Genomic DNA, 25,855 nt, shown 5'->3' with positions numbered 1-25,855 from the left:
ACAGCGGCGGAGGAGCTGACAATGCGCGAGGTCCGAGAAGAGGCCACGACCGGACATCGGCAAGTTGAGCCAGCAAGCATGGTCATAGTGAACCAACCGGGTCGACCTAACGTAATGGGGGCTTTTCAGGCGAATAGGAAGTCGTGGGCTGTCAGTACGCTGGTGAAGTTGTGCAGAGTGACTTGATCCGTTCCTGCAGTAATGACGGTATCAGTTCCGCTTTGGACGATGACGAGATCGCGGAATGACTCTACGCCCTCCACATCAATAAACTCGATACGGTCATGCTGGCGCTGGCTGAAGTCTTCGATGGTGTTGTTGGTTCCGATCGTCATCGGACCATCGTCCTTGAACACGAATCGATCATTGCCGCCCTTAGCGCCACCTGCCAATAACCCGTCACCCCATAGAACATTCTTGACGGCGCAACCCGGTGCCGCGGTCCCGGCGATCAGGATGTCGCTGCCGCCCCTGCTGGAATCGTTGAGGGATTGCGCGTCCCCGTATAGAAAGTTGTTAAGCTGACCACTGCCGCTGTTGTTGTCGCCACCAATCAGAACATCGTTGCCGCCCCGAGCGCAACCGGACATGTCGCGCGCGTCGCCCTGGAGGACGTTATCGATGCTTCCGTCGCCGGAAGTGTCGCCGCCGTTTAGGGCGTCGTTGCCGCCCGCAGCATGGCCGGAGATGCTAAGAGCGTCGCCGCTGGCTTCATTGACCGCCTGCTTACCGAGTTGGCCGATGATTTCCGACAGCACGGCCACGTCATCGCCCCCGCGGCTAGAACCGGACATCTTGCCGCCCGCGTCACCATAGAAAGTGTTGACAAGATCAATGCCCGTCGTGAAGGCGCTGGTTGTGAAGGAGCCGCTGGCCTTGAAGATATCGTTGCCGCCCTGAGCGTGGCCAGACATGTTTCCGCCCGCGTCGCCGTAGAACGTGTTGAACACTCCGCTGAGAGCCAGGACGGCAAAAGTGTCATCGCCACCTTTGCTGTGCCCGGTCATGTTGCCACCCGCGTCACCGTAAAAGGAGTTGGTGGAGTTCTCCAATCCGCCAAAGAAGCTAATGTCCCCTGTGAAAGTATCGTCGCCGCCTTGACTGTGGCCGCTCATGTTGCCGCCAGCGTCGCCATAGAAGGTGTTGCTGGAAATGGAGCCCCCCGTGAAGCTATCATTGCCCCCTTTACTGTGGCCCGACATGTGGGTGCCGGCGTCGCCGTAAGCGATAGTGCTTGCAAATACTTCGATTGGCGTGAACGTGTCGGAGCCGCCTTGCGCAAAATCAAAAAGTCCGCCCCCGGCATCGCCGTAGAATTTACTGCCGGAAAACAAGCCACTACTGAAGGTATCGTTGCCTCCTTTACTGTGGTCGAACATGTTGTCGCCCGCATCACCGTAGAAGGTGTTGGACGTGGAACCACCTCCGGGTGGATTGCCGCCGCCCGTGAAGACGTCGTTTCCACCTTTACTGTGGTCGAACATGCTGCGGACCGCGTCGCCGTAACCGAAGTTGACGGCGTTAAATGATCCTCCGAAGATGGTATCGTTGCCGCCTTTGGCGAAATCGAACATGCTGCCACCCGCATCGCCAATCAAAACATTTGTGGTCACGGGTTGACCCACGAGGGTGTCATCGGTGCCGAAATGATGATTGCGTAGATCTCCGGGAGTAAACGGAACGCGCTTGAACATCGGCAAGCTCCTCCCTCATTCTAGTCGCCCCCCCCCGCGTGAGGGGGCCAAGTAGTACTCTCAAAAGGGAGGGGGTAAGTTGACAAAGATCAACTTCAGAGCGAGCCCCGACAGAACAGCTACGGCTCTAGCGCCGATCCGCCGCTTAGGGAGCATTGCAGCTTCACGGAGCCTGTGCGCTCTGTGGGATAGTAGAGCGGCAATGTCTCGCAAACGAACCAAAGAAAGCTTCGAGTCTTCGTTGGTCTGCTAAGGGTCAAAACCGGCAATACTCTGATTGAGCAGAAAATATCTGCTTAGACTCCAAAAGCAACGTCTGCGCCTTTATGAGTACACGCCCTGGATCCATCAGAGTCTTCGCCTTCTAGGTCAGGTCTTGCGCCGGAAATGACGCGCTTCCATTCGCCCGTGCCACGACCGGCGCCGGAGGTCGCGCCGCAATCTACTTCAGCTCATTCAGAAGCTTCCAAGCGTCCTCCAGCAAAGTCTTCACCTGGTGTCGCTCGGCGCGACCATCCGGTGTGCACATTCCATGTCGATATGCATTCCGGTTGCCCCTCGGGGCGCCCGATCTCGGCGCGCCGCCATGCATGCGGCAGCGGCGCTTGCCGTGGATCGCCGGCGCGCGGCAGGCGGTGCTGTCGCGGGTCCGCGCCCCGCAGCGCGGGCTCGCCGCCATCGCGTGGGTGTTTCGGACGTGACCGCCGCTCATGCGCTGGCGCCTTGCGTTGCGCCGGCCCATTCGCGTTCGCCGGCTGCGCCGGAAGTGGCATCCAGATCGGGACCGATCAGATGCGCATGCTGCGTGACGTTGCCCACGATCGCCCGTCCGCCGTCCTGCACCGACAGGTTCTGCACTGTGATCGCTTTATCGTCGCTGTTGCGATGACGGTTCAGCGCCTCGACCTGGGCGGCGAAGGTGCGGGCGAGGCGGGTCAGTGCGCGGGTGGCGCTCTCCTGCTGGGCGAGATCGTCGGTGCAGGCGAGCCGGCAGGCGCAGCGCATCGCCGCCATGTGCACCGACACCATCTGCGACGCCAGCATGGCCTCGACGGAATCCTTCGGCGCGATGCTCCTGATCGTCGAGATCATGAAGGCGAGGTTGGCTTCGTCGGGCTGGTGTCCGCTCGCGCTCGCCTTGACCAATTGCCTGAGCATGCCGTGCATCGCGTCGCGATCGGCGGCGCCGAGCGCCTCGGCCAGCAGCCGCTCGCCGGCTTGCGGGTCCGGATGGCTGATCGCGATGCGCCGTTTGTAGAGTTTTACGCGCGGGTTCGCGGCGGGGGCGCCATCGTTTGCCGCGAGCGGCGAAGTGATGGGACGCGAGAGAGCTGTCGTCATGTGCGGTGTCCTTCTGGCGGCGCAGGCGCGAACGGCCGTTCGCCGTTGCGCGCGAATGCGAATTTCGAGATGTCGATGAGGGGTTTATGCGCAATCGCGTCGGGACGGCTCCGGCCTCGCAGGCCATGACGCTCGCGACTGTTGCGATGATGCCAGTATGCCACTGTTTTGCCCGACGCGCCAGAATTTATTTCGTAAATCCGAAATAGCTTCGTACCTCCCGCAAGTCCTTGTTCTGACAGGGGCGGTCTACTGTGCATGGGGTTGTTTTCGCACTTTTTGCTTGGAGACAGCGTTGGCCTGCCGCGGGGCGGAATGCCGGCAGCCAATCGCGATTGCGAAATCCGGCACGGCCGCTCATCATGATCGTCGAAGGCGTCGCACCAACAAGCATGCACAAGCGGCGCCAAGAAGTCTGGGAGAGAACGAATGCAACGAACGGCCCGCCTGCTGGCAGTCATCGCAGGACTATGCGCCTTGGCGCTGGCGACAGAGGCTCTCGCGCAGAAATACCCGACGCGGCCGGTCAAGATCATGGTCGGCTTCAGCGCGGGTGGCCCGGTCGACGTCGTCGCGCGCATCGTCGGCGACCAGCTCGGCAACAAGCTCGGCCAGCCCTTCGTGGTCGAGAACCGCGCCGGCGCCAACGGCATGATCGCCGCCGAAGGCGTCGCGCGCGCCGATGCGGACGGCTACACCATGCTCGCCTGCAACTCGTCGACGATCACGCTGAACAAGACGTTGTTCAAGGAGATCCGCTACGACCCCGAGAAGGATTTTGCGCCGCTCACCACGGTGGTGTCGGCGCCGCTCGTCCTCGTCGTCAACCCCGAGAATCCCAAGACGGCGAACATCAAGTCGGTGGCCGATCTCGTCGCTGCGGCCAGGGCCGCGCCCGGCGCGCTCGCCTACGGCTCCGGCGGCAACGGCAATCTCGCCCATCTCGCCATGGAGCTGCTCAGCCAGAAGGCCGGCATCAAGCTGATCCACGTGCCCTATCGCGGCGGTTCGGCCGCCGAGGTCGGCATCCTCGCGCAGGAGGTGCTGGCGGTGTTCGATCCGCTCTCCGCCGTGCCGCTGGTCAAGGCCGGTAAGCTGCGCGCGCTGGCGGTGTCCTCGGCCGAGCGGCTGCCGGCGCTGCCCGACGTGCCGACCGTGGCGGAAGCCGGCTATCCCGGATTCGACATCTCGTTCTGGGTCGGCTTCTTCATGCCCAAGGCAACGCCCGCGCCGATCCTTCAAACCCTGCACCGGGAGATCGTCGCCGCCGCCAAGGATCCCTCGGCCGAGGAGAAGCTCGGCTCGCAGGGCGTCGTCAGCGTGCTCAGCCCGGCCGATTACGCCGCGAAGATCGCCAAGGAGACCAAGGAGCTCGCCGAGGTGGTCGCGGCCGCGAACATAAAGGCGGAGTGAGGCGGCGCGCTATCTGCCGATCAGCTGCTCGAGCCGGTCAAGCAGCGGACGCTGTCCTGCGTTGATCTTCTCCCGCGCCGCGTCGAGCGTGAACCATTCGGCGCGGTCGACTTCCGGAAAGGCCTGCCGCTTGCCGCTGCGCGGCGGCCATTCCATTTCGAACGTGTTGCTGCGGATACTGCGCACGTCGAGATCGAGCTCGGCCGCGAAGGCGGTGACGAGCTTGCCCCCGCGCTGCCTGACCTGGCCAAGCGGCGTCAGCGGCACGGACAGCTCGAGTCCCAGCTCCTCGGCGAACTCCCGTCGTGCCGCGATCTCTGCGTCGTCTCCGTCCGCGTACTCGCCCTTCGGGATCGACCATGCGCCCAGATCCTTGTTGCGCCAGAACGGCCCTCCGGGATGGACGAGGAGCACCTCGATGCTCCGTCGCGTGCGGTAGGCAATGATCCCGGCACTCTTCGATGGCATTGCAGGTTCCGCAGAATAAGAGGCGCGGCCTTCCCTCGGTAAAAACTGGAACCGAGCGTTTTAGCGCAGGTTAGTAGCCAATGTTCATTTGATGAAAGGGAGTGAACCATGATCCGCCTATTGGCAACCACCGCATTGGGGGTGGTGCTGGCGAATGCCGCCTTTGCGCAGTCGCCGAACCCGAGCACGAAGCCCGAGCAGACGCCGCAATCCCAGTCGAACTCCGCCGCGCCATCCCCCACCTCGCAGTCCGCGGCGGACAAGCAGCAGACCACATCGCAACCGCAGCAATCCCCGACGTCGGGAACGCCAGCCCAGACCACGCAGGCTAACCCACCACCGTCCGGCTCCGGCACGGCCAATACGGGCTCGACCGCGCAGTCGCAGAGCGGAACGGCAAATTCCAATGCAGCCGGCAACCAGCCTGCAACGCAGCAGAGCGCCAACCCGCCACCTGCGAACACCAACCAGGCGCAGGATCGGTCCAATCCGCCGCCGGCCACCAGCAATCAGGCCCAGCAGGCGCCCGCTGCATCCGGAACCAACCAGGCCCAGCAGGCGCCGACGAGCAATCAGCCGCAGGGCGAGCGTACAGGCACCAGTTCGCAGGCGGCCGCCCAGAGCGACGTCAATCTCAACAAGCAGCAGGAGACCAAGATCAGCGCGTCGATCTCGCACCTCAACGTGCGGCCGCTGACCAACGTCAATTTCTCGCTGAACGTCGGCACGGTGGTGCCGCGCGACGTGCACCTCTCGACGCTGCCGCCCGACGTCGTCGAGATCGTGCCGCAATATCGCGGCTACAGCTTTGCGCTGGTGAAAGATCAGATCGTCGTGGTCGATCCGGCGACCTACAAGATCGTGACGGTGCTGCCGTACTCAGGGCAGTCCACGGCGACAACGACGACGACCACGCGCGAGCGCAGCGCCAGCAAGTTCTCGGACCGGGATCGCGAGGTGATCCGCAAGCATGCGAAGACCCGCACCGAAGGACGCAGCGAGGCGCGGACCACCGGCAGCACGGCACGCACGGAGATTCGCGTCGGTGATCGCGTCCCTGATACCGTCGAGATCGAGGAGTTCCCGACGACGGTCTATCGCGATGCGCCGGACTTGCGCGAATATCGCTACATCCACCGCGACAGCCGGACCTACGTCATCGAGCCGCGCGAGCGGCGGGTGATCGAGGAAATCGACTAGCTCGATCGAGATCGGAGCCGCGCAAGCGAGCGGCTCCGTTTCCTAACCGGACGTCCGTTCACGCGATGCGATGCGAACGGCGCGCGCCTTCGCGCTCTTTCCGGCGGCGCGTGCCGCGATCATGCTGCGAGCCTTGCCGGGACCCGCGGCATTCTTCCGCAGCAGGGTTGCGAACCGCTTGCGCGCGCGGTTCGTCGTCAGGCGCGCCGCCAGTTGCTCGGCCTTGCGAACGATGCTCGCAACTGAAGGCGTCAGGTTCACCGGGACCCAGGCGACGTCCTTGGCCTTCGAAAGACTGCCGATGCCTTCGCATGGCGCTTCGCGCGGCAAGTCGATGCGGATCGCGAGTGCCTCCGAGCGTTCCGTCCAGTCTTCGGCTTTGGTGCCGGTGATGATCCGGACATAGTCGCGCGTTTCGCGCGGCAGCTCGCTCTGCCTGGCAAGCCATTTCTGGATGCGGCCGGGACCGGCATTGTAGGCGGCGGCGGCAAGGCCGAGATTGCCGAAATCGTCGCGCAGCTTGCGCAGAAATTTCGCCGACGCCGGCAGCGCCTTCATCGGATCGAAGGGATCGTCGAGCCCGACCTCGGCGGCCGTTTGCGGCATAAACTGCGCGACGCCCTGCGCGCCAGCATGGCTGACCTCGTTGGACTTGAAGCGGCTCTCCTGCCAGATCAGGCGCGCGAAGAACGGCACCGGAATGCCGCTGGATTCGGCGGCCTGGCGCAGCGCGTGACAAAATCGTTCGGTCGGCGAGGGCTCCGCCTGCACCGCCGGCTCGACCGCGCGCGGTGGCTCGATCACCTGCTCGTAAGCCGCGTGCGCGTTGGCAAGCTCGATCGCCTGCACGCTGGCGACGAAGAGCTCGACCACCGGAACAAGTGGCGAGGCATGATTGTTCTTGAGAACGGTGGTGTCGAAACGTGATGCTTGCCGGGACGCCGACGGATCGAAGTCGCACATCAGAAGCAGAAACGCGGCGCAAGCCGCGACGACAAATCGCATTTGCTGGGACAACCTCGAACTGTGGGATGAACGGCCAGCGATGCGCCGGCGATAGCAAGTTCTTAACCGTCCGATTGCGGCAAAGCTGCGATCTCGTCGGTTCCTTCGGTGTTACTACGGTGTTCCCGAACAGAAACCTTCCGCGGTTTTGCGGACTGTTTGCGAGTGGGATGCGCGATGACGATGCGATGGATGCTAGGCGCGGTGATTGCACTGTGGCTCGCAGGCCCGGCGCTCGCAGGCAATCTCGATCCGGCTGCGGTGAACGAGGCTGCGCGTCCTGCGAAGCCGCCGGTCACCGACAAGCTGAATGCAGCCGTGGTGAAACTTCAGGTGCTGCTCGATCGTGCGCAATTCTCGCCCGGCGAGATCGACGGCAAGTTCGGCGAGAATGCGCAGAAAGCGCTCAAGGCCTTCGCGGAGCAGAACGGCATCGCATCCGACAAGGTTCTGGCGCCGGAGCTCTGGGACAAGCTGAGCGCAGCGAGCGAGGGCCCGATTCTCGTCGACTACAAGATCACGGACGCCGACGTGAAAGGGCCTTTCCTGAAGCAATTGCCGAGCACGCTCGAGGGCATGAAATCGCTGAAGGCGCTGAGCTACACCAGCCCTCTCGAAGGACTTGCCGAGAAATTCCACATGAGCGCTGATCTGCTCAGGGCGCTCAATCCGGGCAAGGCCTTCGACAAGGCCGGAGAGACGATCGTCGTTACCAACGTTCCGGCACGGCGCGAGCTGCCGCGCATCGCCCGGCTCGACATCGACAAGACGAACGGGACCTTGAAAGCGTTCGACGCCAGCGGCGCTCTGCTGGCGTTCTATCCGGCGTCGGTCGGCAGTCCGGATCGCCCGACCCCGACCGGAACGCTGAAGGTGACCGGCACCAACGAGCAGCCGACCTACCATTACAATCCCGAGTACAAGTTCAGAAGCGTCAAATCCAACAGGCCGTTCGACATCCAGCCAGGGCCCAACAATCCGGTGGGAGCATACTGGATCGGCCTGTCGGCGCAGGGCTACGGCATCCACGGGACGGCAGAGCCCGACAAGGTCAGCAAGTCGGCGTCGCACGGCTGCGTTCGCCTCACCAATTGGGACGCGCGCGTGCTCGGCGAGAACGTGAAGCGCGGCACACCGGTCGTCTTCCTCGATGCCCCGACGGAATCCTCCTCGAGACGGCAGGGTACGCCTGCTGCGAAGCGTGCCGCGAATTAATCCTTCGGAAAATCCTTGCGCATCGCGATCTCCGCCGCGTCGCCGGGCGACAGCACGGCCTGGTCGAAGGCGGCCTGCGGCTTCGTCATGATATCGTAGAGCGAGATGCCCTTGATCGGCTTGCCCATGAGCTCGCGGACGCATTCGGCGAGCGTGCCGTTGTAGACGAGATAGGGCGGACCCCGATCCCTCAGCCGCTCGCCCTTCAGCGACGGCCATTTCTTCAACTCGGCCGGCGCGTCATAGGCGATCGGCGATCCCTCTTTGAACATGCGTTTGGCCCCGGTGGCTTGGATGGCCGGGAAGCCTACAGCCACCGGGTAAACGCCCGTTAAAGAATTGGTTCAAATCAGCCGGCGACGAAGGCGAGCAGGGTGCCGTTGGCCTTGGCCGGCGGCACGCAGATCGCAGCTCCGCTCCGCACGGCGGCCGACCCCAGCGCTTTCTCGGTGGCCGCGAGATCGCCGCTGACGAGCACCAGGGCGGCGCCGCCGCGCTCTGAGAGGCCGCTCAGCGGAACGCCCGGATAGCGCTTGGCGAGCTGGTCCAGCGTCAGATAGACGAAGTCGGCGCGATTGCCGCCCGAGGGCACGGTGACTGCGCCGTCTGCGTCGGTCTTTGCCTCGCGGTCGATCAGGCGGGCGAGATGCGCGGCCTCCTTGGCGGGCTCCGGCGTTGCGATCAGCGTCTGCTTGATCCGCTTGGCCGCATTGGCGTGGGTCATCAGCTCGGGGATCCACACGGTCTCGCGGGTCTTGTGCTGGCAGGCGAAGATGCGCACGCCGCCTGGCGCTTCCGCCGTCGGCCACATGAAGGTGCGGAATTTCGCCGCCGAGATCGTGCCGTCTGGCAGCGTGACAGGGCGTTCGAAATCGGTGGGGCCGATCGGCGTCAGGCCTCGCGCGCGGATCTCCTCGGCGCCGGCGGCGCTATCGATCGCTGTGAAAGCGATGCGCTCGATGCCTTCGCCATGCCGCTCGACGAAGGCGCGGGCCGGCGCATTGTGCTCGGTCGCCACCAGCACGCCGAGCAGCTCCATGTAATCGGGGTCGAACATGATGGTGTAATTGCCGGTGCCCATATGCGCGCTGTGGGTGCCGCGCGGCGAGACCGTGAAGCCGAGTTGCCTGTAGTTCTCGGCGGCCATGTCGAGGTCCTTCACCATGACGACGGCGTGGTCGATACCGATGACGTTCTTGAGGGCCACTGTTCTTATCCCCGATTGCAAGCTGACTTTGCGCCGCGCCGGCGGCTGCCGGCCATGTCTACGCCGGATGTGCGGCCAAGTCATTTTCAAAGTCATTTTCAATTCGGCGAGAGAAGCGGAATTTCATTCCGCGAGAAGGCATCCTTCCGACGCGGCTCAGCGCGCCTGTTCGATATAAGCCGCGAGGACGGCGCGCTCCTCGCCGGTCATCTCCGTGATGTTGCCCGGCGGCATCGCGTTCGACCAGGCCGCGACCCGCCCGATCAGGCGGATGTTGCGATGGATGTGCTCGGGCGTGTGGAGCAAAATGCCCTTCGGCGCGGTGACGATGCCGGCCCAGACCGGCTCGGCTGCATGGCACATGCTGCAGCGGGACATCACGATCTCCTCGACATTGGCGGCCGTGACCGGCGCTGACAATGCGCCCGTCTTCACCTCGCGCGGTCCGGCGGCGGAGAGGAGGAGGATCGCAATCACGCCGGCCGCGGCCACGCCCCACACCCACCAGGGCGACTTGCGCCCGGCATGACGCTCGTTGAAGAAGTGGCGGATCACCGGCCCAAGCGCCAGGACGATCGCGACGATGATCCAGTTGAAGCGCGTGGCGTAAAGCAGGGGATAGTGGTTGCTGATCATCAGCACGACCACGGGGAGCGTCAGGTAATTGTTGTGAACCGACCGCTCCTTGCTGGCGTTGCCGAGCTTCGGGTCGGGCGCCTGTCCGGCGATCAGGCTGGCCACGATCTTCTTCTGGTTCGGGATGATCAGCGTGAAGACATTGGCCACCATGATGGTGCCGATGATCGCGCCGATCTGGTTGAAGGCGCCGCGTCCGCTCAGCACATGGGTGAAGGCCCAAGTGAGTGCGACCAGGAACAGATAGCCGCCGATGGCGAAGGGCAGCTCGCGCTGGGCGAGCCCGGTCCGACAGGCGGCCTCATAGAGCAGCCACGCCAGCGCGAGGCTGCAGAAGCTGAACAGTCCGGCCTGGAATGGCGTGAGGTCGAGGATCGACTTGTCGACCAGGAACAGATCGGCCTCAAGATAATACACCACCACCATCAGCGCGAAGCCGGACAGCCAGGTGGTGTAGGCTTCCCATTTGAACCAGGTCAACTCGTCCGGCATCTGGCTGGGCGCGACCAGGTATTTCATGATTCGGTAGAAGCCGCCGCCATGGACCTGCCAGGCCTCGCCCTGCACGCCGTCGGGCAGGTCAGCCTTCGGCTTCAGGCTGAGGTCGAGGGCGATGAAATAGAAGGAACTGCCGATCCAGGCGATCGCGGCCACCACGTGCAGCCAGCGCAGCAACAGGCTCGCCCATTCCGATATGACGGATCCCCACATGATCTCCCCATCCGGCGCGACCTGGATGCCGCAGCCTCCATGACCGTAACCGGCGATTGCTGCCCTCACAATGTGTCGCACCGTTCAACCGCATTTTCCAGTATGCTGGGCTGCGGCTGATGCACATCGTGCGGGCATGATCTGACGTGGGATTCGGCACGCGCCAAACTCGCCACAGACCTTTTGCGGGTGATCGGCGTTGACGCACGATACGAGCAAGGCGGAGGACGACGTGAGCAACAGATTAACATTCGTGGCGACGCTCGCAGCGCTGCTGGTTGCGGCGGCGGCGGCCGGCGCACGCGCCGAGCCAGTGTTGCAGGGCAAGGACGCCTATGGCGATTGGCGCGCCGACAAGCCCGGCACGGTCAGGCTGATCCGGCCGCAGGATCTGGTCAGGCCCGGCGCCACGCGATCGGTTGCGAGCTCGTCGCGCGTGGTGCCGCGTCCGGCGGAAGCCGAGCTCCAGGTGCCTTCCGGCTTCAAGATCGAGCTGTTCGCCGAGGGCCTGCGCGCGCCGCGCATCATCCGCGTGGCGCCGAATGGCGATGTGTTCGTCGCGGAAACACGCCCCGGCACCGTCCGCGTGTTGCGCGCGGACGAGGGCGGCAAGGTCGCGGCCAACGAGGTGTTTGCCAGCGGCCTGCGGCAGCCATTCGGCATCGCCTTCTTTCCGAACGGCGACAACCCGCAATGGGTCTATGTCGCCAACACCGACAGCGTCGTCCGCTTTCCCTACCAGGCCGGCGATTTGAAGGCGCGCGGCAAGGCGGAGACGATTGTCGCGAGCCTGCCGCATGACGGCGGCCATTCCACCCGCGATGTCGTCTTCACGCCCGACAACAAGCGTATGCTGGTGTCGGTGGGTTCGCTCAGCAACGTCGCCGAAGGCATGGGCACGCCGCCCGGCGGGATGGAGGCATGGTCGAAGACTCAGCCGCTCGGCGCCACATGGGCCAGCGAGCTCGAGCGTGCCGGGGTGCTGGCCTTCAATCCTGATGGCAAGGAGCGAAAGATCTATGCCACCGGTCTCCGCAACTGCGTCGGCCTCGCGATCCAGCCGCAGACCGGTCTGCCCTGGTGCTCGACCAACGAGCGCGACGGCCTCGGCGACGATCTCGTGCCCGATTACGTCACCAGCGTGAAGGAAGGCGCGTTCTACGGCTGGCCGTGGTTCTATATCGGTGGCAATGAAGACCCGCGCCATGCCGGCGCACGGCCGGACCTCAAGGACAAGGTGACGGTGCCTGATGTGCTGATCCAGCCACACTCGGCCTCGCTCGGTATGACCTTCTACCAGGGCGCGCAGTTTCCGCCCGAATACCAGGGCGACGCCTTCGCCGCCGAGCACGGCTCCTGGAACAGGTCGAAGCGCACCGGCTACAAGGTGATCCGCATCCGCATGAAGGACGGCAAGCCGACCGGCGAGTACGAGGATTTCGTCACGGGGTTCGTCGTGAACGACACGGAAGTGTGGGGGCGCCCCGTGGGCGTCGCCGTGGCGAAGGATGGATCGCTGCTGGTTTCGGAAGATGGCAACGGCACGATCTGGCGGGTGACATATTCGCGCTGAGCGCCTTCTCTTCGCCTCTCCCCGCGTGCGGGGAGAGGCCGACGCGCGCAGCGCGGCGGGTGAGGGGACTCTCCACGAGTCCATCTGCCACGTCTGCGCGGAGACTCCCTCTCACCCCAACCCTCTCCCCGCAGGCGGGGAGAGGGAGAAGAACGACCTACCCCCGTCTCACGCTGGCACCACCATCCACCGGCAGCGTCACACCCGTGATGAAATTCGCTTCATCGCTCGCCAAGAACAGCGCGGCGTTGGCGACGTCCCAGCCGGTGCCCATCTTCCTGCGCAGCGGCACCTTGCTGTCGCGTTCGGCTTCGACCTCGGCACGGGTCTTGTGCCACTCGCGGGCACGGGTGTCGACCGCCATCGGCGTGTTCATCAGGCCGGGCAGGATGACGTTGGCGCGGATGCCGTATTCGGCATTCTGGTAGGCGAGCTGTTCGGTGAAGGCGATCATCGCCGACTTCGTCGCCTTGTAGGCGACGTAAGGATAGGTGGTGATCGCCGCCATCGACGAGATGTTGATGATGGCACCGCTTCTCTGCGCGCGCATGATCGGGATCACCTCTTTCGCCGCCAGGATGCAGCTCTTCAGATTGATGGCGATGACGCGATCGAACGCCTCCTCGGTCAATTGCAGCAGCTCGGCATCGCCACCGGCGAGGCTGACGCCGACATTGTTGTGGAGCACGTCGATACGTCCCCAGCGCGATTGCGCCTCCGCAACCATCGCCTTGATGTCCGCAGCTTTGGTCACGTCCGCCTTGAAGGCCGCCGCCGTGCCGCCTTTCGTGGTGATCATCGCCACCGTCTCCTGCGCCGATTCCAGATGGTGGTCGACACACAAGACCTTGGCTCCCTCGCGCGCGAAGGTGAGCGCGGTCGCGCGGCCGTTGCCCATACCTTCGCCGGGGCTTTGCCCGGCCCCGACGACGATCGCGATCTTGTCCTTCAAGCGCATCTCGGTTCACTCCCGTCCTTGTCATTATTTTCGTGCAGACTAGCAATCGCGCTGGTGGGAGAGAAGTGCGCGCTTTCCGCGTTCATGTCATTGACATCACACGGAATTGCATGTGGCGGCCGGTCCATCGCGCATGGCTGACCGTTGCAGTCCAGGAACCGATCCGACGTCGCTGCGTTTGTCGCGGAGCCTTTCCCGCGCTAGGCTCAATCCCGGGGCTTCCCAACCACCAGTGGCTTGCCGATGAATCTGCTCGATCCGCAAGGGACCGTGGCTGCGGCCAACAGGACCATTTTGGTCGATTCCGTCTTCATCATGCTCGTGATCGTGGTACCGACGATTTTCGCGATTCTGGCTTTTGCGTTCTGGTTTCGCGCTTCGAACCCCAAGGCGCGTTACCAGCCTGAGTTCGTCTATTCCGGCCGCGTCGAAATGGTGGTGTGGTCGATCCCGGCACTTACCGTGATCCTGCTCGGTGGCGTCGCCTGGATCGGCTCGCACCAGCTCGATCCGGCTGCGCCGGTGCCCGGCACCGGCAGCCCGGTGCGGATCCAGGTCGTCTCACTCGACTGGAAGTGGCTCTTCATCTATCCGGACCAGCGCATCGCCACGGTCAACACGCTGACCGTGCCGGCCGGCGCCGAGCTGAATTTCCAGCTGACCTCGTCGAGCGTGATGAACACGTTCTTCATCCCGCAGCTCGGCAGCATGATCTACACCATGAACGGCATGGTGACGAAGCTGAACCTGCGCGCCGACAATGAGGGCAAGTTGCAGGGCCTGTCCGCGCATTTCTCGGGCGACGGCTTTCCCGACATGATGTTCGACGTCAATGTGATCTCGCCGCTCGCCTTCCCGGACTGGGTTGCGAATACGGCGAAGGCGGATGCGGTGCTGAACGAGGACAGCTACAGGAAGCTGATGCAGCAGGGCGTCGAGTGGGGGCGGCCGACCTACCGTCTCGAAGACCCGCGCCTGTTCGATCTGATCGCGACCCAGCACATACCGCCCGGGCCGGGGCCGGAGCTCGCGTCCGAAGCAGGCCGATCGCACAGTGGAGGCCATGATGCTCGGTAAGCTCGATTGGTCGGCCATCCCGTTCGACCAGCCGATTCCGCTCGTCGCCGGCGCGGTGGTGCTGGTCGCGATCCTCGGCGTGCTGGGTTGGGTCGTGGTGAAGGGACATCTGCCCTATCTCTGGCACGAATGGATCACCAGCGTCGATCACAAGCGCATCGGTGTCATGTACATCCTGCTCGCCTCGGTGATGCTGCTGCGCGGCGGCAGCGACGCCATCATGATGCGGATCCAGCAGGCGATGGCTTACCAGTCGCAGGGCTATCTGCCGCCGGAGCACTACAATCAGATCTTCTCCGCGCACGGCACCATCATGATCTTCTTCGTGGCGATGCCGTTCGTGATCGGGCTGATGAACCTCGTCGTACCGCTCCAGCTCGGCGTGCGCGACGTTGCCTTCCCGACGCTCAATTCAGTCGGCTTCTGGCTGACGGCGACCGGCGCGCTATTGGTCAATATCTCGCTCGTGGTCGGCGAATTCGCGCGCACCGGCTGGCTCGCCTTTCCGCCGCTGTCGGAGTTGTCCTATTCGCCCGGCGTCGGCGTCGACTATTACGCCTGGTCGCTGCAGATCTCCGGCGTCGGCACGCTGGTGGCCGGCATCAATCTCGTCACCACCGTGCTGAAGCTACGCACCAAGGGCATGAATTACCTGCGCATGCCGATGTTCTGCTGGACTACGCTGGCCTCGAACCTCCTCATCGTCGCGGCGTTCCCGATCCTCACCGCGACGCTGGCGATGCTGCTGCTCGACCGCTATCTCGGCTTTCACTTCTTCACCAACGAGGCCGGCGGCAACGTCATGATGTTCATGAATCTGATCTGGGCCTGGGGCCATCCCGAGGTCTACATCCTGGTGCTGCCGGCTTTCGGCATCTTCTCCGAGGTGGTCTCGACGTTCTCCGGCAAGGCGCTGTTCGGCTACCGCTCCATGGTGCTCGCGACCATGGCGATCTGCGTCATCTCCTTCATGGTCTGGCTGCACCATTTCTTCACGATGGGGGCGGGGCCGGACGTCAACGCCATCTTCGGTATCGCCAGCATGATCATCGCGGTGCCGACCGGCGTGAAGATCTACAATTGGCTGTTCACGATGTATGGCGGCCGCATCCGTTTTGCGACGCCGATGCTCTGGTCGGTCGGCTTCATGGTCACCTTCATCATCGGCGGGTTGACCGGCGTCCTGCTCGCGGTGCCGCCGGCCGATTTCATGCTCCACAACAGCATGTTTCTGGTGGCGCACTTCCACAATGTCATCATTGGCGGCGTGCTGTTCGGCGCCTTCGCCGGCTTCGAATATTGGTTTCCGAAGGCGTTCGGCTTTCGCCTCGACGAGCGTTGGGGCAAGGCGGCGTTCTGGTTCACCCTCACGGGCTTCTTCGTCACCTTCATGCCGCTCTACGTTGCCGGCATGCTCGGCATGACGCGGCGCATGCAGCATTATGACATCGCGGCCTGGCGGCCCTGGATGATCATCGCTGCATTCGGCATGGCCGTGCTGACTATAGGCGTGATCTGCCAGATCGTGCAGCTCGTGGTCAGCATCCGCAATCGCGAGGCGCTGCGCGACCGCACCGGCGATCCCTGGGACGGGCGCTCGCTGGAATGGGCGACGTCGTCGCCGCCGCCGGTGTTCAACTTCGCGTTCAACCCCGATGTCCGTGGCGAGGATGCCTATTGGGACATGAAGGCGCACGCGAAGCAGCAATCGCTCGCGCATGAGACGCCGGATTATCAGGACATCGAGATGCCCCGGAATTCCCCGACCGGATTCGTCTGTGCCTTCTTCGCCACCATCATGGGATTCGCGCTGATCTGGCACATCTGGTGGATGGTGATCCTGGGCGGCTTGGGCGCTTGGGCGACCTTCGTCGTGTTCGCCTGGCGCGACCATGACGAATACGTCATCCCGGCCGAGGAGGTCGCCCGCATCGACCGCAGCAACATCGAGGAACGGCGCAGCCTCGTCAGCATGGCGGGAACAGTCTGATGGCGATGACCTCGACCGCAGGCCACGCGCACGCCGATCCCCATCACATCGGCCTCGTCATCGAGCATCCCGGTCCCGCGCCGAAGCGGATCGTGACCGCCTACGGCTTCTGGATCTTCCTGCTCTCCGACATCGTGATGTTCTCCTGCTTCTTCGCGGCCTATGCGGTGCTGTCGGGCCAGACCGCCGGCGGCCCGAAGGGCTCGGAGATCTTCGAGCAGAGGAACGTGGCGATCGAGACGGTCTGCCTGCTGTTCTCGAGCTTCACCTGCGGCATGGCCAGCATCGCCGCCGACATGCGCAACCGGTTCTGGTTCTATCTCGCCATGAGCGTGACCTGCGTGCTCGGCCTCATCTTCCTTGTGATCGAGTTCCGCGAATTCGCCGACCTTGTCGCGCGCGGCTACGGCCCGTCACGCAGCGCGTTCCTGACCGCGTTCTTCTCGCTGGTCGGATGCCACGGCCTGCATGTCTCCGCCGGCGTGCTGTGGCTGCTCACCATGATGGCCCAGGTGTTCGCAAAGGGCTTTCGCGCCGACATTTTGCGCCGGATGACGTGCTTTGCGCTGTTCTGGCATGCGCTCGACATCATCTGGGTCGCCGTCTTCTCCGTCGTTTACCTGCTCGGGAGTGCGCCATGAGTGAGCAGACGCATGGGATCGTCAAACACGACCTCGCGCCGGGCGAGGAAGAGGAGCATAGCGTCGGCGCAAGGATTCTCGGTTACGTCGTCGGGCTCGCGCTCGCGCTGCTGCTCACGGCGACCTCGTTCTTCATTGCCGGAACGGACCTGGTCTGGCAGCCCTCGATTCCCGTCGCGCTGATCGTGCTCGCGATCGCGCAGATGGGCGTGCACCTGGTGTTCTTCCTGCACATCACCACCGGCCCCGACAACACCAACAACGTGCTGGCTCTCGCCTTCGGGCTGCTGGTGGTGTTCCTGGTGGTGGGTGGCACGGTCTGGATCATGGCGCATCTCAACGCCAACATGCCGCCGATGGACCAGATCATGCGGATGCAGTGACAGACCCCGCAAAAAGAAAGAGCCGCTTGCTTGTGACAAGCGGCCCAAGTCTAGGGAGGAAACGCCCAAGCAAAGACAATCGGCCGAAGCCGGATTGCTGCCAAGGAAACGCTCGCGCAAGGCGCTTGCGTCGGCTTACAAATGCAGCAACCGTCGATGAAGTTCAATTCCGGATCAATACGGTCCCGGACTACTACTCACGGGTGCGTGAGGGAACTTGCTCACCTTGGCCGGCGGCAATTGTAGGCCTTTCGGAAGCCGGCCGCCTGAGCGTCGTCCTCCGAGCAGAACCAGCGATCCGGTTTCGTGGTGGCGGGATAGCTCGGGCACCCGCGCAGATGGTAGATGCCGATATTGCCGGTGACGCGGGCGCGCACCGCGAGCTTGCCCTTGATGCTGCAGCTGGGAGGCATGGTGAGCTCCTCCGGAAACAGCACAGCGCGGATTTCCTTGTCGCGGTCGGGCCGGCAGGCGGCGCCCAGCAGCGCACCTTCCTTCTTGCCGCTACGGAAATCTTGCGGCGCAACAAAACAGCCCTTCCAGATCCCGGCCGCCGCCGTCTTCGCCTCGTTGGCTGCGGGCTTGATGTTGGCCTTGATCGGCTCGCGTGCGAGGGCAAAGCCGAGCTTGATCAGCTGCTCGTTCAAGCTGGCCTTGTCGCCTTCGGCCGTGCAGATGGCGCGGTGCCGCTTGCCAAAACTCTTCTCGGGTCCGACATCGTCGCAGCGCACCGTCCGTTTGTTGATCAGCTTCGCCAGCTGGTCGCGGGCCTCGATCCCGCAGGTCCAGGCATCGGCGTGATCGTCGATGCAGACCTGGTCGAGCTCCGGCGCGTCGACGCCGTCGAGCCGGTAGGTGACGTCGCCGAGCTGGACCGAGTTGCCGTCACGGGCCGTGGCTGCGCCGGTCAGCGCGGAAACTGGTCCGGACGAGGCCAGAAATCCGGACAAGGCGAGAAACGAAACGAGCGCAAAAGCGCGGGCGGTGGCAAAGAATTTCTGGAAGGACATACGGTCTCGCTATCGATGGCTCGTGCGCCCCGTTCCTAGCATCCGGATGTGGCGAGACCAATGGTCTGCGCCTCGCGAAGTGCGACATTCCGGCCCCGCGGCTTTACTCCGCCGTCGCTCTGCCCGTATCGTTCGCCGGCCTCGCGAGGCGCGAAAGGCCGAATCGCCCGGTAAGCGGCAAGGGGGGAGGGACAAGGTTGCGATGAAAGACCCCGTGGATGTCCTGATCATCGGCGCCGGCGCTTCGGGCGCGGCGGTGGCGTGGTCGCTGGCCGAAACCAAGATGCACATTCTCTGCCTGGAGCAGGGCGGCTGGATGAACCCGGCGGAATATCCCAGCACCGGCCGCGACTGGGAGGCCAAGTTCTACGGCGAATGGTCGTCGAGCCCCAACGTCCGCGGCCGGCCCGAGGACTACCCGATCAACGACGACAACTCTCCCATCAAGGTCGTGAACTACAACGCTGTCGGCGGCTCGACCGTGATGTACACCGCGCACTGGCCGCGGCTGCATCCTTCCGATTTCAAGGTGAAGACGCTGGACGGCGTCGCCGACGATTGGCCGATCGATTACGACGCGTTGACCCCGTTCTTCGAAGAGAACGACCGCATGATGGGCACGTCGGGCCTGTCGGGCGATCCGCTGTCGCCGCTGACGCATCCGCCGATGCCGCAGCAGCCACTCGGATTGTCCGGCGCAATCATCGCCAAGGCCATGAACAAGCTTGGCTGGCATTGGTGGCCCTCGGACACCACGGTCGCGACGATGGACTACGAGGGCCGGGCGCGCTGCATCAATCTCGGCCATTGCACGCCGGCCTGCGCGCAAGGCGCAAAAGCCTCCACCGACATCACCTATTGGCCGCATGCGATCCGCGCCGGCGTCGAGCTGCGCACGCATTGCCGGGTGCGCGAGATCACCACCGACGAGAACGGCATGGCCTCGGGCGTGGTCTATTACGACAAAGACGGCATCGAGCAGTTCCAGCCCGCGCATGTCGTCGTCATCGCCTGCAACGGGGTCGGCACGCCGCGGCTGCTGCTCAACTCGGCGTCCGGCCGCTTTCCCAACGGGCTTGCCAATTCGTCGGGCCTCGTCGGCAAGAACCTGATGTTTCACCCCTATGCGCAGATCTACGGCTATGTGAAGGAGCCGACCGACTCTAACCGCGCGCCGCCGACCTGTCTGTGGAGCAAGCAATGGTACGACACCGACCTGTCGCGCGGTTTCGTGCGCGGCTATGGCGTGCAGTTCGTGCGCGGGGCCGGGCCGGTGTTCGAGGCCGTGGTCAGCGAGCAGAAGGGCATTTTGCCGTGGGGCGAGGATCACCACCGCGTCTTCCGCAAGCTCAACGGCCACCGGCTTGGTTTCTCCGCAATCTGTGAGGATCTGCCCGAGGAGCACAATCGCGTCACGCTCGATCCGGTGCTGAAGGACAGCCACGGCATTCCCGTGCCGAAGGTCGACTACACCATCAGCGAGAACAGCCGGAAGATGATGGAGCACGCGCTGGCGCGTGGCCGGGAGTTTCTCGAGACGGCCGGCGCGAGCGACATCTGCGTCAACTCTCCGATCCCCTGGGGCGGCTGGCACCTGCTTGGCACTGCGCGCATGGGCACCGAGCCCGAGCGCTCCGTCGTCAACGAATGGGGCCGCTCGCACGACGTGAAGAACCTTTTCATTGTCGACGGCAGCATCTTCGTCACTTCTGGCGGCGTGAACCCGACCTCCACCATCCAGGCCCTCGCGCTCTACATCGCCGACCAGATGAAGCAGCGCCTGGCGAATTTGTTCGACTGATCATGATGCGGATCCAAGCGAGCGGCGATCTCGGTGCACCTCTCCCGCTTGCGGGAGAGGTCGGCGCGTCCGGGCGATGCGAAGCATCGTCCCGCGCGCCGGGTGAGGGCTCTCTCCTCTGGGGGAATCCCTCCGCGGAGACACCCTCTCCCCAACCCTCCCCCGCAAGCGGGGGAGGGAGCGCACTGTCATCGCCGCACGAGCTTTGGAAGTGAACAAAATGTCTGATCAACTCACCCTCACGCCGCGGCAGCGGGATGACTTGCGCACCATCGCGGCGATGATCATTCCTCCGAGCGAGGAATATCGCGTTCCGGGCGCCGACGACGACATCATCCAAGCCGACATCCTTGCAACGCTCGGCCGCGACACCAGGCCGGTTGTGGCGGCGCTCGATCATCTGGCGCGGCTCGCCGGGATGCCGCTGGCCGACCTCGAGCCCGCCGCGCGCGATGCCGTGGCGAAGGAGTTTCGCAGTTCCGGCGGCGTTGTCGCCGCAACGCTCGTCCGTGTCGTGCTGCAATGCTATTATCGCGATGACCGCGTGCTGGGCTCGCTCGGGCTCGAACTCCGCGCGCCATTCCCCAAGGGCCATGTGCTTCCGGACGGCGACTGGTCGCTGCTCGATCCGGTCAAGGCAAGAGGCGGCGCGCTGAGGCGGGCGCCCTAGCCATCTGGGCAGTCCAGGTCCTGCGCTCCAGGCGCGCACCTTGCGCGGCAGGGAGCAGGCCACCATCTGTGTGAGCCTCAAGGACTCTTGCCATGTTGGATTTCACCTCAGATATCGCCGATGACGCACCGTCATCGCGAACGACTGCGGCCGCCCCGGTCGATGACCGGGCGCTGCTGGACGCCTATTCCAATGCTGTGATCGACGTGACCGACCGGGTCGGGCCCGCGGTCGTGCGGGTCGAGACCGGGCCGAAAGTGCCTGATAGACACGAGCGCGGCGGGCTCGGCTCCGGCATCGTGATCTCGCCGGATGGACTCGTGCTCACCAACAGTCATGTCGTCGGCACGTCGAAGGAGATCCGGTTGCGCGACGTCGAGGGCCATGTCGGCGATGCCCAGGTGCTCGGCGTCGATCCCGACACTGATCTGGCGCTGCTGCGCGCCGACGGCGTGCGCCATCTGCCCTATGCCGCGCTCGGCAATTCCAAGAGCCTGCGGCGCGGCCAGCTCGTGATCGCGATCGGCAATCCGCTCGGCTTCGAATCGACCGTGACGGCCGGCGTGGTCTCCGCGCTCGGCCGCTCGATCCGCTCGGTGAACGGGCGCACCATCGAGGACGTGATCCAGACCGATGCCGCGCTCAATCCCGGCAATTCCGGCGGGCCGCTGGTGTCGTCGAACGCCGAGGTGATCGGCATCAACACCGCGATCATCAACGGCGCGCAAGGCATCTGTTTTGCGGTCGCCAGCAACACCGCGCAATTCGTGCTGTCGGAGATCATCCGCCACGGCTATGTCCGCCGCGCCTATATCGGCGTCGCCGGGCAGACCGCGCCGGTCCCGCGGCGGCACGCCGTGCTGGCCGGGGTCGAGAACAAGATGGGCGCGCTTCTGATGCAGATCGAGCCGGACGGTCCAGCAGCGAAGGCGGGACTGCTCCCTGGCGACGTCGTCATCAGGCTCGACGGCGTCGAGATCAACGGCGTCGACGATCTGATCCGCGTGCTCGACCGCGACCGGATCGGCCGCCGGCTCGCTATGGACGTGCTGCGCCTCGGCCGCCTGCGGGCGATCGACATCGACCCGATCGAGCGCAAGCCGGCGCGTTAGGGCGGAGCAATGGCGAGCACCTCTCCACAACCTCGTCATTGCGAGCGCAGCGAAGCAATCCAGACTGTCTCCATGGAAAGACTCTGGATTGCTTCGTCGCAAGGGCTCCTCGCAATGACGCGGAGAGAGGTGGCGCCCTAACCTCTACTCCGCCGCCGCGGCAAAGCGGCTGTTCTCGAGCTCCGCTTCCAGCCGCGCCGTCTCGGCCGCCGCCAGCTTGATGTTGGCTTCCTTGATGTGGCCGAAACCACGGATGGTTTCCGGCACGCGCGCGAGCCGCGCCAGCAGCGGGATCTGCTCCGGCTTGAGCCCTGTGATCCGCTGATCGATCATCGTCAGATAATCCGCGATCAGCTTTCGCTCGGTCCGACGCTCCTCGGTGCGGCCGAACGGATCGAATGCGGTGCCGCGCAGGACCTTGAGCCTGGCGAGCAGGCGGAAGGCGTGGATCATCCAGCCGCCGAACTCCTGCTTCTGCAGATGTCCGGTCGTCTTGTCGCGCTTGGCGAAGATCGGCGGCGCCAGGTGATACTTCAGCGTGAAATCGCCGTCGAACTTCTCTGACACCTTCTTGGCGAAGCTGCCGTCGGTGTAGAGCCGGGCGACCTCGTATTCGTCCTTGTAGGACATCAGCTTGAACAGGTTCTTTGCGACCGCTTCGGTGAGCTCGGTTGACCTCGGCGAAGCCGCGCTCTCCGCCTTGCGCACCTTCGCGACGGCTGCGAGGTAACGGTCGGCGTAGGCCTTATTCTGATAGAAGGTCAAAAACTCCGCGCGGGTCGCGATGATGTCGTCGAGCGATTTCGCCGGCGCGGACGCTCTCGCCTTGAACTGGAGCACGCTGCGCACGCGCGACATGTCGTGAGCAGCGAGCCGGCCCCAGGTGAAGGCGAGCTTGTTCATCTCGATCGCAGCGCCGTTGATCTCGATGGCGCGGAGCAGGGCCTCCAGCGACAGCGGGATCGCGCCCTTCTGGAAGGCAAAGCCGAGCATGAAGGGATTGGTCGCGATGGAATCGCCCATCAGGGCCGCGGCAATGCCGGTGGCATCGATGATGTCGAGGTTGTTGTCGCCGATGGCGTCGCGGAGCACGGTCTGCATCGCTCCCATCTCGAAATCGAGATCGGGGTTTTGCACGAAGCTCGCGGTCGGCTGCAGATCGGCATTGATATAGGCCTTCGTCACGCCGCGCTCGGCGCGGCTCAGCGCCGTCGGACCCGCCGAGACGATCATGTCGCAGCCGAGGATGACGTCGGCACCTCCCGTGGTGATGCGGACCGCGGAGATGTCTTCCGGCTTCGGCGCGATGCGGACATGGCTCATCACCGCGCCGTTCTTCTGCGACAAGCCGGTGAAGTCGAGCGCCGAGCAGCCGCGGCCATCGACATGGGCGGCCATGCCGAGCAGGGCCCCGATGGTGATGACGCCGGTGCCACCGATGCCGGTGACGAGGATGTTGTAGGGGCCCTCGAGCTCACGCGCGGGAGGCCGCGGCAAATCGGCGAACAATTGCCCGGAATCCACAGCCGAGGTTTTCATCCGCTTCAGCGTGCCGCCATGGACGGTCACGAAGCTCGGGCAAAACCCCTCGACGCAGGAAAAGTCCTTGTTGCAGTTCGACTGGTCGATCTGGCGCTTGCGGCCGAACTCAGTCTCCAGCGGCTGCACCGAGACGCAATTCGAGGCCTGCGAGCAATCGCCGCAGCCTTCGCAGACCAGCTCGTTGATGAAGGCGCGCTTGGCCGGATCCGGATAGAGCCCACGCTTGCGGCGGCGGCGCTTCTCGGCGGCGCAGGTCTGATCGTAGATGATGACCGTGAGGCCCTTGATGTCGCGCAGCTCGCGCTGCACGGCATCGAGCTCGCGGCGGTGATGGATCGTCGCGCCCTGCGGGAAATAATTGCCTTCCGGGTATTTGCTCGGATCGTCCGAGACGATCGCGAGCCGCTTGACGCCTTCGGCCCAGACCTGATGGGCGATTTGCGCGACGTTGAAGGCGCCTTCGGCCGGCTGGCCGCCGGTCATGGCAACGGCGTCGTTGTAGAGGATCTTGTAGGTGATGTTGATGCCGGCGGCGGAGGCGGCGCGCAGCGCCAGCAGGCCGGAATGCGTGTAGGTGCCGTCGCCGAGATTCTGGAAGATGTGATTCTCGGTCGTGAAGGGCGACTGGCCGATCCAGTTCACGCCCTCGGCGCCCATATGCGAGATCAAATCCGTACGGCGGGTCGGCATGCTCAGGGCCATGCCGTGGCAGCCGATGCCGGCCATGGCGCGGCTGCCCTCGGGCACGCGCGTCGAGGTGTTGTGCGGGCAGCCCGAGCAGAAGAACGGCGTGCGCGCCAGCTTGATCTGCGTGCTCGTCGTGACTGGGTCGTCGAAGGCCTCGAGCCGGGCGAGGCGCTGCTCCAGCACCGGGCTGTGATGGCCGAGCTTGCGCAAGCGCGCCACCAGCGCGCCAGCGACGATGGTCGGCGTCAGCTCGCCCTCGCTCGGCAACAGCGGTGCGCCGCGCTCGTCGCGCTTGCCTGTCACAGTCGGACGCCGCGACGCATCGATGTTGTAGAGGATGCGCATCAACTGGTCTTCGATGAAGCCGCGCTTCTCCTCGACCACCAGCACGTCCTGAAGGCCTTCGGCGAAACGTTTGGCACCGCTTTCCTCCAGCGGCCAGGTCAGGGCGACCTTGTAGATGCGCAAGCCCAGATCTTGCGCGTCCTTGTCGGTGATGCCGAGGTCGGCCAGCGCCTGGCGCAGATCGAGATAGGCCTTGCCGGTCGCGACGATGCCGAGCCGCGCGGGCTTGGAATCGAGCACGATGCGGTCGAGCCGGTTGGCGCGGGCGAACGCCTGCACGGCGGCCATCTTCGGCCCGAACAGGCGCTTCTCCGCCTCCAGCGGCGGATCGGGCCAGCGGATGTTGAGGCCACCGGGCGGCATCTCGAAATCATCGGGCACCACGATCTTGATGCGTTCGGGGTCGCTATAGATCGAGGCCGAGCTCTCGACGGTTTCGCTGATCGCCTTGAAGCCGACCCAGCAGCCGGAGAAGCGCGACAGCGCGAAACCGTAGAGGCCGAGGTCGAGATAGTCCTGGAGCGTGGCAGGATTGATCACGGGAATCAGTGCCGCCGCGAACACCTGCTCGCTCTGATGCGCCAGGGTCGAGGACTGGCAGCCATGGTCATCGCCGGCGAGCGCCAGCACGCCGCCGTTGCGCGAGGTGCCGGCGGCATTGGCATGCTTGAGCGCATCGACCGAGCGGTCGACGCCCGGGCCCTTGCCGTACCAGATGCCGAACACGCCATCGACCTTGGCGCCGGGAAACAGGCCGACCTGCTGGCTACCCCAGACGGCGGTTGCGGCCAGATCCTCGTTCAGACCGGGGACGAAAGCGATGTCGTGCTGCTGAAGGTGCGACTTCGCGCGCCACAACGCGTGGTCGTACATGCCGAGCGGGGAACCGCGATAGCCCGAGATGAAGCCGCCGGTGTTGAGGCCCTGGAGCCGGTCGCGTTCGCGCTGCAACATAGGCAGGCGGACCAGGGCCTGCGTGCCGGACAGGAAGATCTGCTTCGATTCGAGCCGGTATTTGTCGTCCAGCTCGACCTGCAACAGCGTCATTTCGGAAGTCCTCGTCTCTTGGTCGGCGTTGAGGTTTGCGCTGCGGGAGGGAGTAGGGCTGCGCGAAGCGGATTGTGACAGTCAAAAGTATGCGTTGGCGAAGTCAATATCGCTGGCCGCATCCGTGGC

22 protein-coding genes are annotated in these 25,855 nt (G+C 64.4%); 11 read left to right on the top strand and 11 right to left on the bottom strand.

Annotation, left to right across the window (positions count from 1 at the left end; genetic code table 11):
- Positions 1-125: 125 nt before the first annotated feature.
- The 3 genes from HZZ16_RS05745 to HZZ16_RS05740 form a co-directional block, all read right to left on the bottom strand.
- A complete protein-coding gene (locus HZZ16_RS05745) occupies positions 126-1,694 on the bottom strand; it encodes an autotransporter outer membrane beta-barrel domain-containing protein (protein ID WP_197947540.1) in 1,569 nt (522 codons plus the stop codon).
- Positions 1,695-2,136: 442 nt separating this feature from the next.
- Positions 2,137-2,373, bottom strand: a complete 237-nt coding sequence (locus HZZ16_RS37870) for an HGGxSTG domain-containing protein (RefSeq protein ID WP_283815754.1) — start codon at positions 2,371-2,373, stop codon at positions 2,137-2,139.
- A 29-nt stretch (positions 2,374-2,402) separates the two neighbouring features.
- Positions 2,403-3,035 carry a hypothetical protein gene (locus HZZ16_RS05740; RefSeq protein WP_197947539.1) on the bottom strand — a complete coding sequence of 211 codons (633 nt, stop codon included), beginning with the start codon at positions 3,033-3,035 and terminating at the stop codon, positions 2,403-2,405.
- A gap of 429 nt (positions 3,036-3,464) precedes the next feature.
- Here HZZ16_RS05740 and HZZ16_RS05735 point away from each other — a divergent pair, with 429 nt between their 5' ends.
- Positions 3,465-4,448 carry a Bug family tripartite tricarboxylate transporter substrate binding protein gene (locus HZZ16_RS05735; RefSeq protein WP_197947538.1) on the top strand — a complete coding sequence of 328 codons (984 nt, stop codon included), beginning with the start codon at positions 3,465-3,467 and terminating at the stop codon, positions 4,446-4,448.
- 9 nt (positions 4,449-4,457) lie between these two features.
- Here HZZ16_RS05735 and HZZ16_RS05730 read toward each other — a convergent pair whose 3' ends face one another.
- The gene (locus HZZ16_RS05730) at positions 4,458-4,916 is read right to left on the bottom strand and encodes an NUDIX hydrolase (RefSeq protein WP_197947537.1); all 459 of its coding nucleotides are present in this window, start codon (positions 4,914-4,916) and stop codon (positions 4,458-4,460) included.
- A 108-nt stretch (positions 4,917-5,024) separates the two neighbouring features.
- Here HZZ16_RS05730 and HZZ16_RS05725 point away from each other — a divergent pair, with 108 nt between their 5' ends.
- Positions 5,025-6,116, top strand: coding sequence for a DUF1236 domain-containing protein (locus HZZ16_RS05725; protein WP_197947536.1), 1,092 nt, complete (start codon positions 5,025-5,027; stop codon positions 6,114-6,116).
- Positions 6,117-6,158: 42 nt separating this feature from the next.
- Here the strand turns inward: HZZ16_RS05725 and HZZ16_RS05720 are convergent, their stop codons facing one another.
- Positions 6,159-7,121: a lytic transglycosylase domain-containing protein gene (locus tag HZZ16_RS05720; protein ID WP_197947535.1), complete on the bottom strand. Its 963-nt coding sequence runs from the start codon at positions 7,119-7,121 to the stop codon at positions 6,159-6,161.
- Positions 7,122-7,298: 177 nt separating this feature from the next.
- Here HZZ16_RS05720 and HZZ16_RS05715 point away from each other — a divergent pair, with 177 nt between their 5' ends.
- Positions 7,299-8,336, top strand: a complete 1,038-nt coding sequence (locus HZZ16_RS05715) for a L,D-transpeptidase family protein (RefSeq protein ID WP_376707549.1) — start codon at positions 7,299-7,301, stop codon at positions 8,334-8,336.
- Here the strand turns inward: HZZ16_RS05715 and HZZ16_RS05710 are convergent.
- From HZZ16_RS05710 to HZZ16_RS05700, 3 genes are all read right to left on the bottom strand, one after another.
- On the bottom strand, positions 8,333-8,608 hold the full coding sequence (locus tag HZZ16_RS05710) for a hypothetical protein (protein ID WP_197947534.1): 276 nt from the start codon (positions 8,606-8,608) through the stop codon (positions 8,333-8,335). The two genes, HZZ16_RS05715 and HZZ16_RS05710, sit on opposite strands and share 4 nt — an antisense overlap.
- Before the next feature lie 77 nt (positions 8,609-8,685).
- Entirely contained in the window at positions 8,686-9,543 is an 858-nt protein-coding gene (locus HZZ16_RS05705) for a VOC family protein (protein WP_197947533.1), read from the bottom strand.
- A gap of 156 nt (positions 9,544-9,699) precedes the next feature.
- Positions 9,700-10,890, bottom strand: coding sequence for a urate hydroxylase PuuD (locus HZZ16_RS05700; RefSeq protein ID WP_197947727.1), 1,191 nt, complete (start codon positions 10,888-10,890; stop codon positions 9,700-9,702).
- Positions 10,891-11,122: 232 nt separating this feature from the next.
- Here HZZ16_RS05700 and HZZ16_RS05695 point away from each other — a divergent pair, with 232 nt between their 5' ends.
- Positions 11,123-12,463 (top strand): PQQ-dependent sugar dehydrogenase, encoded by a 1,341-nt coding sequence (locus HZZ16_RS05695; protein ID WP_197947532.1) that lies wholly within the window; start codon positions 11,123-11,125, stop codon positions 12,461-12,463.
- A gap of 157 nt (positions 12,464-12,620) precedes the next feature.
- On the opposite strand, the gene HZZ16_RS05690 is transcribed toward HZZ16_RS05695, so the two are convergent.
- Positions 12,621-13,421, bottom strand: coding sequence for an SDR family NAD(P)-dependent oxidoreductase (locus HZZ16_RS05690; protein ID WP_197947531.1), 801 nt, complete (start codon positions 13,419-13,421; stop codon positions 12,621-12,623).
- Positions 13,422-13,664: 243 nt separating this feature from the next.
- Between HZZ16_RS05690 and HZZ16_RS05685 the strand changes: the two genes are divergently transcribed.
- The 4 genes from HZZ16_RS05685 to cyoD are packed head-to-tail and all read left to right on the top strand — an operon-like array spanning position 13,665 to position 17,512.
- Positions 13,665-14,498: a cytochrome ubiquinol oxidase subunit II family protein gene (locus HZZ16_RS05685; protein WP_197947530.1), complete on the top strand. Its 834-nt coding sequence runs from the start codon at positions 13,665-13,667 to the stop codon at positions 14,496-14,498.
- A complete protein-coding gene (gene cyoB, locus HZZ16_RS05680; protein WP_197947726.1) occupies positions 14,488-16,488 on the top strand; it encodes a cytochrome o ubiquinol oxidase subunit I in 2,001 nt (666 codons plus the stop codon). Before HZZ16_RS05685 ends, cyoB begins: the two co-directional genes overlap by 11 nt.
- On the top strand, positions 16,488-17,129 hold the full coding sequence (locus HZZ16_RS05675; RefSeq protein ID WP_197947529.1) for a cytochrome (ubi)quinol oxidase subunit III: 642 nt from the start codon (positions 16,488-16,490) through the stop codon (positions 17,127-17,129). The genes cyoB and HZZ16_RS05675 overlap by 1 nt, the downstream gene beginning before the upstream one ends.
- Positions 17,126-17,512, top strand: coding sequence for a cytochrome o ubiquinol oxidase subunit IV (gene cyoD / locus HZZ16_RS05670; protein WP_197947528.1), 387 nt, complete (start codon positions 17,126-17,128; stop codon positions 17,510-17,512). Before HZZ16_RS05675 ends, cyoD begins: the two co-directional genes overlap by 4 nt.
- A gap of 221 nt (positions 17,513-17,733) precedes the next feature.
- Here the strand turns inward: cyoD and HZZ16_RS05665 are convergent, their stop codons facing one another.
- On the bottom strand, positions 17,734-18,522 hold the full coding sequence (locus HZZ16_RS05665; protein ID WP_197947527.1) for a thermonuclease family protein: 789 nt from the start codon (positions 18,520-18,522) through the stop codon (positions 17,734-17,736).
- 202 nt (positions 18,523-18,724) lie between these two features.
- On the opposite strand from HZZ16_RS05665, the gene HZZ16_RS05660 reads away from it, so the two are divergent.
- The 3 genes from HZZ16_RS05660 to HZZ16_RS05650 all read left to right on the top strand — a co-directional run bounded on the left by HZZ16_RS05660 (position 18,725) and on the right by HZZ16_RS05650 (position 22,105).
- A complete protein-coding gene (locus HZZ16_RS05660; protein WP_197947526.1) occupies positions 18,725-20,323 on the top strand; it encodes a GMC family oxidoreductase in 1,599 nt (532 codons plus the stop codon).
- Between the two features lie 220 nt (positions 20,324-20,543).
- The gene (locus HZZ16_RS05655) at positions 20,544-20,993 is read left to right on the top strand and encodes a hypothetical protein (protein ID WP_197947525.1); all 450 of its coding nucleotides are present in this window, start codon (positions 20,544-20,546) and stop codon (positions 20,991-20,993) included.
- A 92-nt stretch (positions 20,994-21,085) separates the two neighbouring features.
- Positions 21,086-22,105, top strand: a complete 1,020-nt coding sequence (locus HZZ16_RS05650; protein ID WP_197947524.1) for a S1C family serine protease — start codon at positions 21,086-21,088, stop codon at positions 22,103-22,105.
- 144 nt (positions 22,106-22,249) lie between these two features.
- Here the strand turns inward: HZZ16_RS05650 and HZZ16_RS05645 are convergent, their stop codons facing one another.
- Positions 22,250-25,807, bottom strand: a complete 3,558-nt coding sequence (locus tag HZZ16_RS05645) for an indolepyruvate ferredoxin oxidoreductase family protein (protein WP_283815752.1) — start codon at positions 25,805-25,807, stop codon at positions 22,250-22,252.
- Positions 25,808-25,855 lie beyond the last annotated feature (48 nt).

It is taken from the genome of Bradyrhizobium glycinis (genome assembly GCF_016031655.1).
Classification (GTDB): domain Bacteria; phylum Pseudomonadota; class Alphaproteobacteria; order Rhizobiales; family Xanthobacteraceae; genus Bradyrhizobium; species Bradyrhizobium glycinis.
The sequence above is the reverse complement of the archived record's forward strand: the minus strand, read 5'-3'. Positions and strand labels throughout refer to the sequence as shown.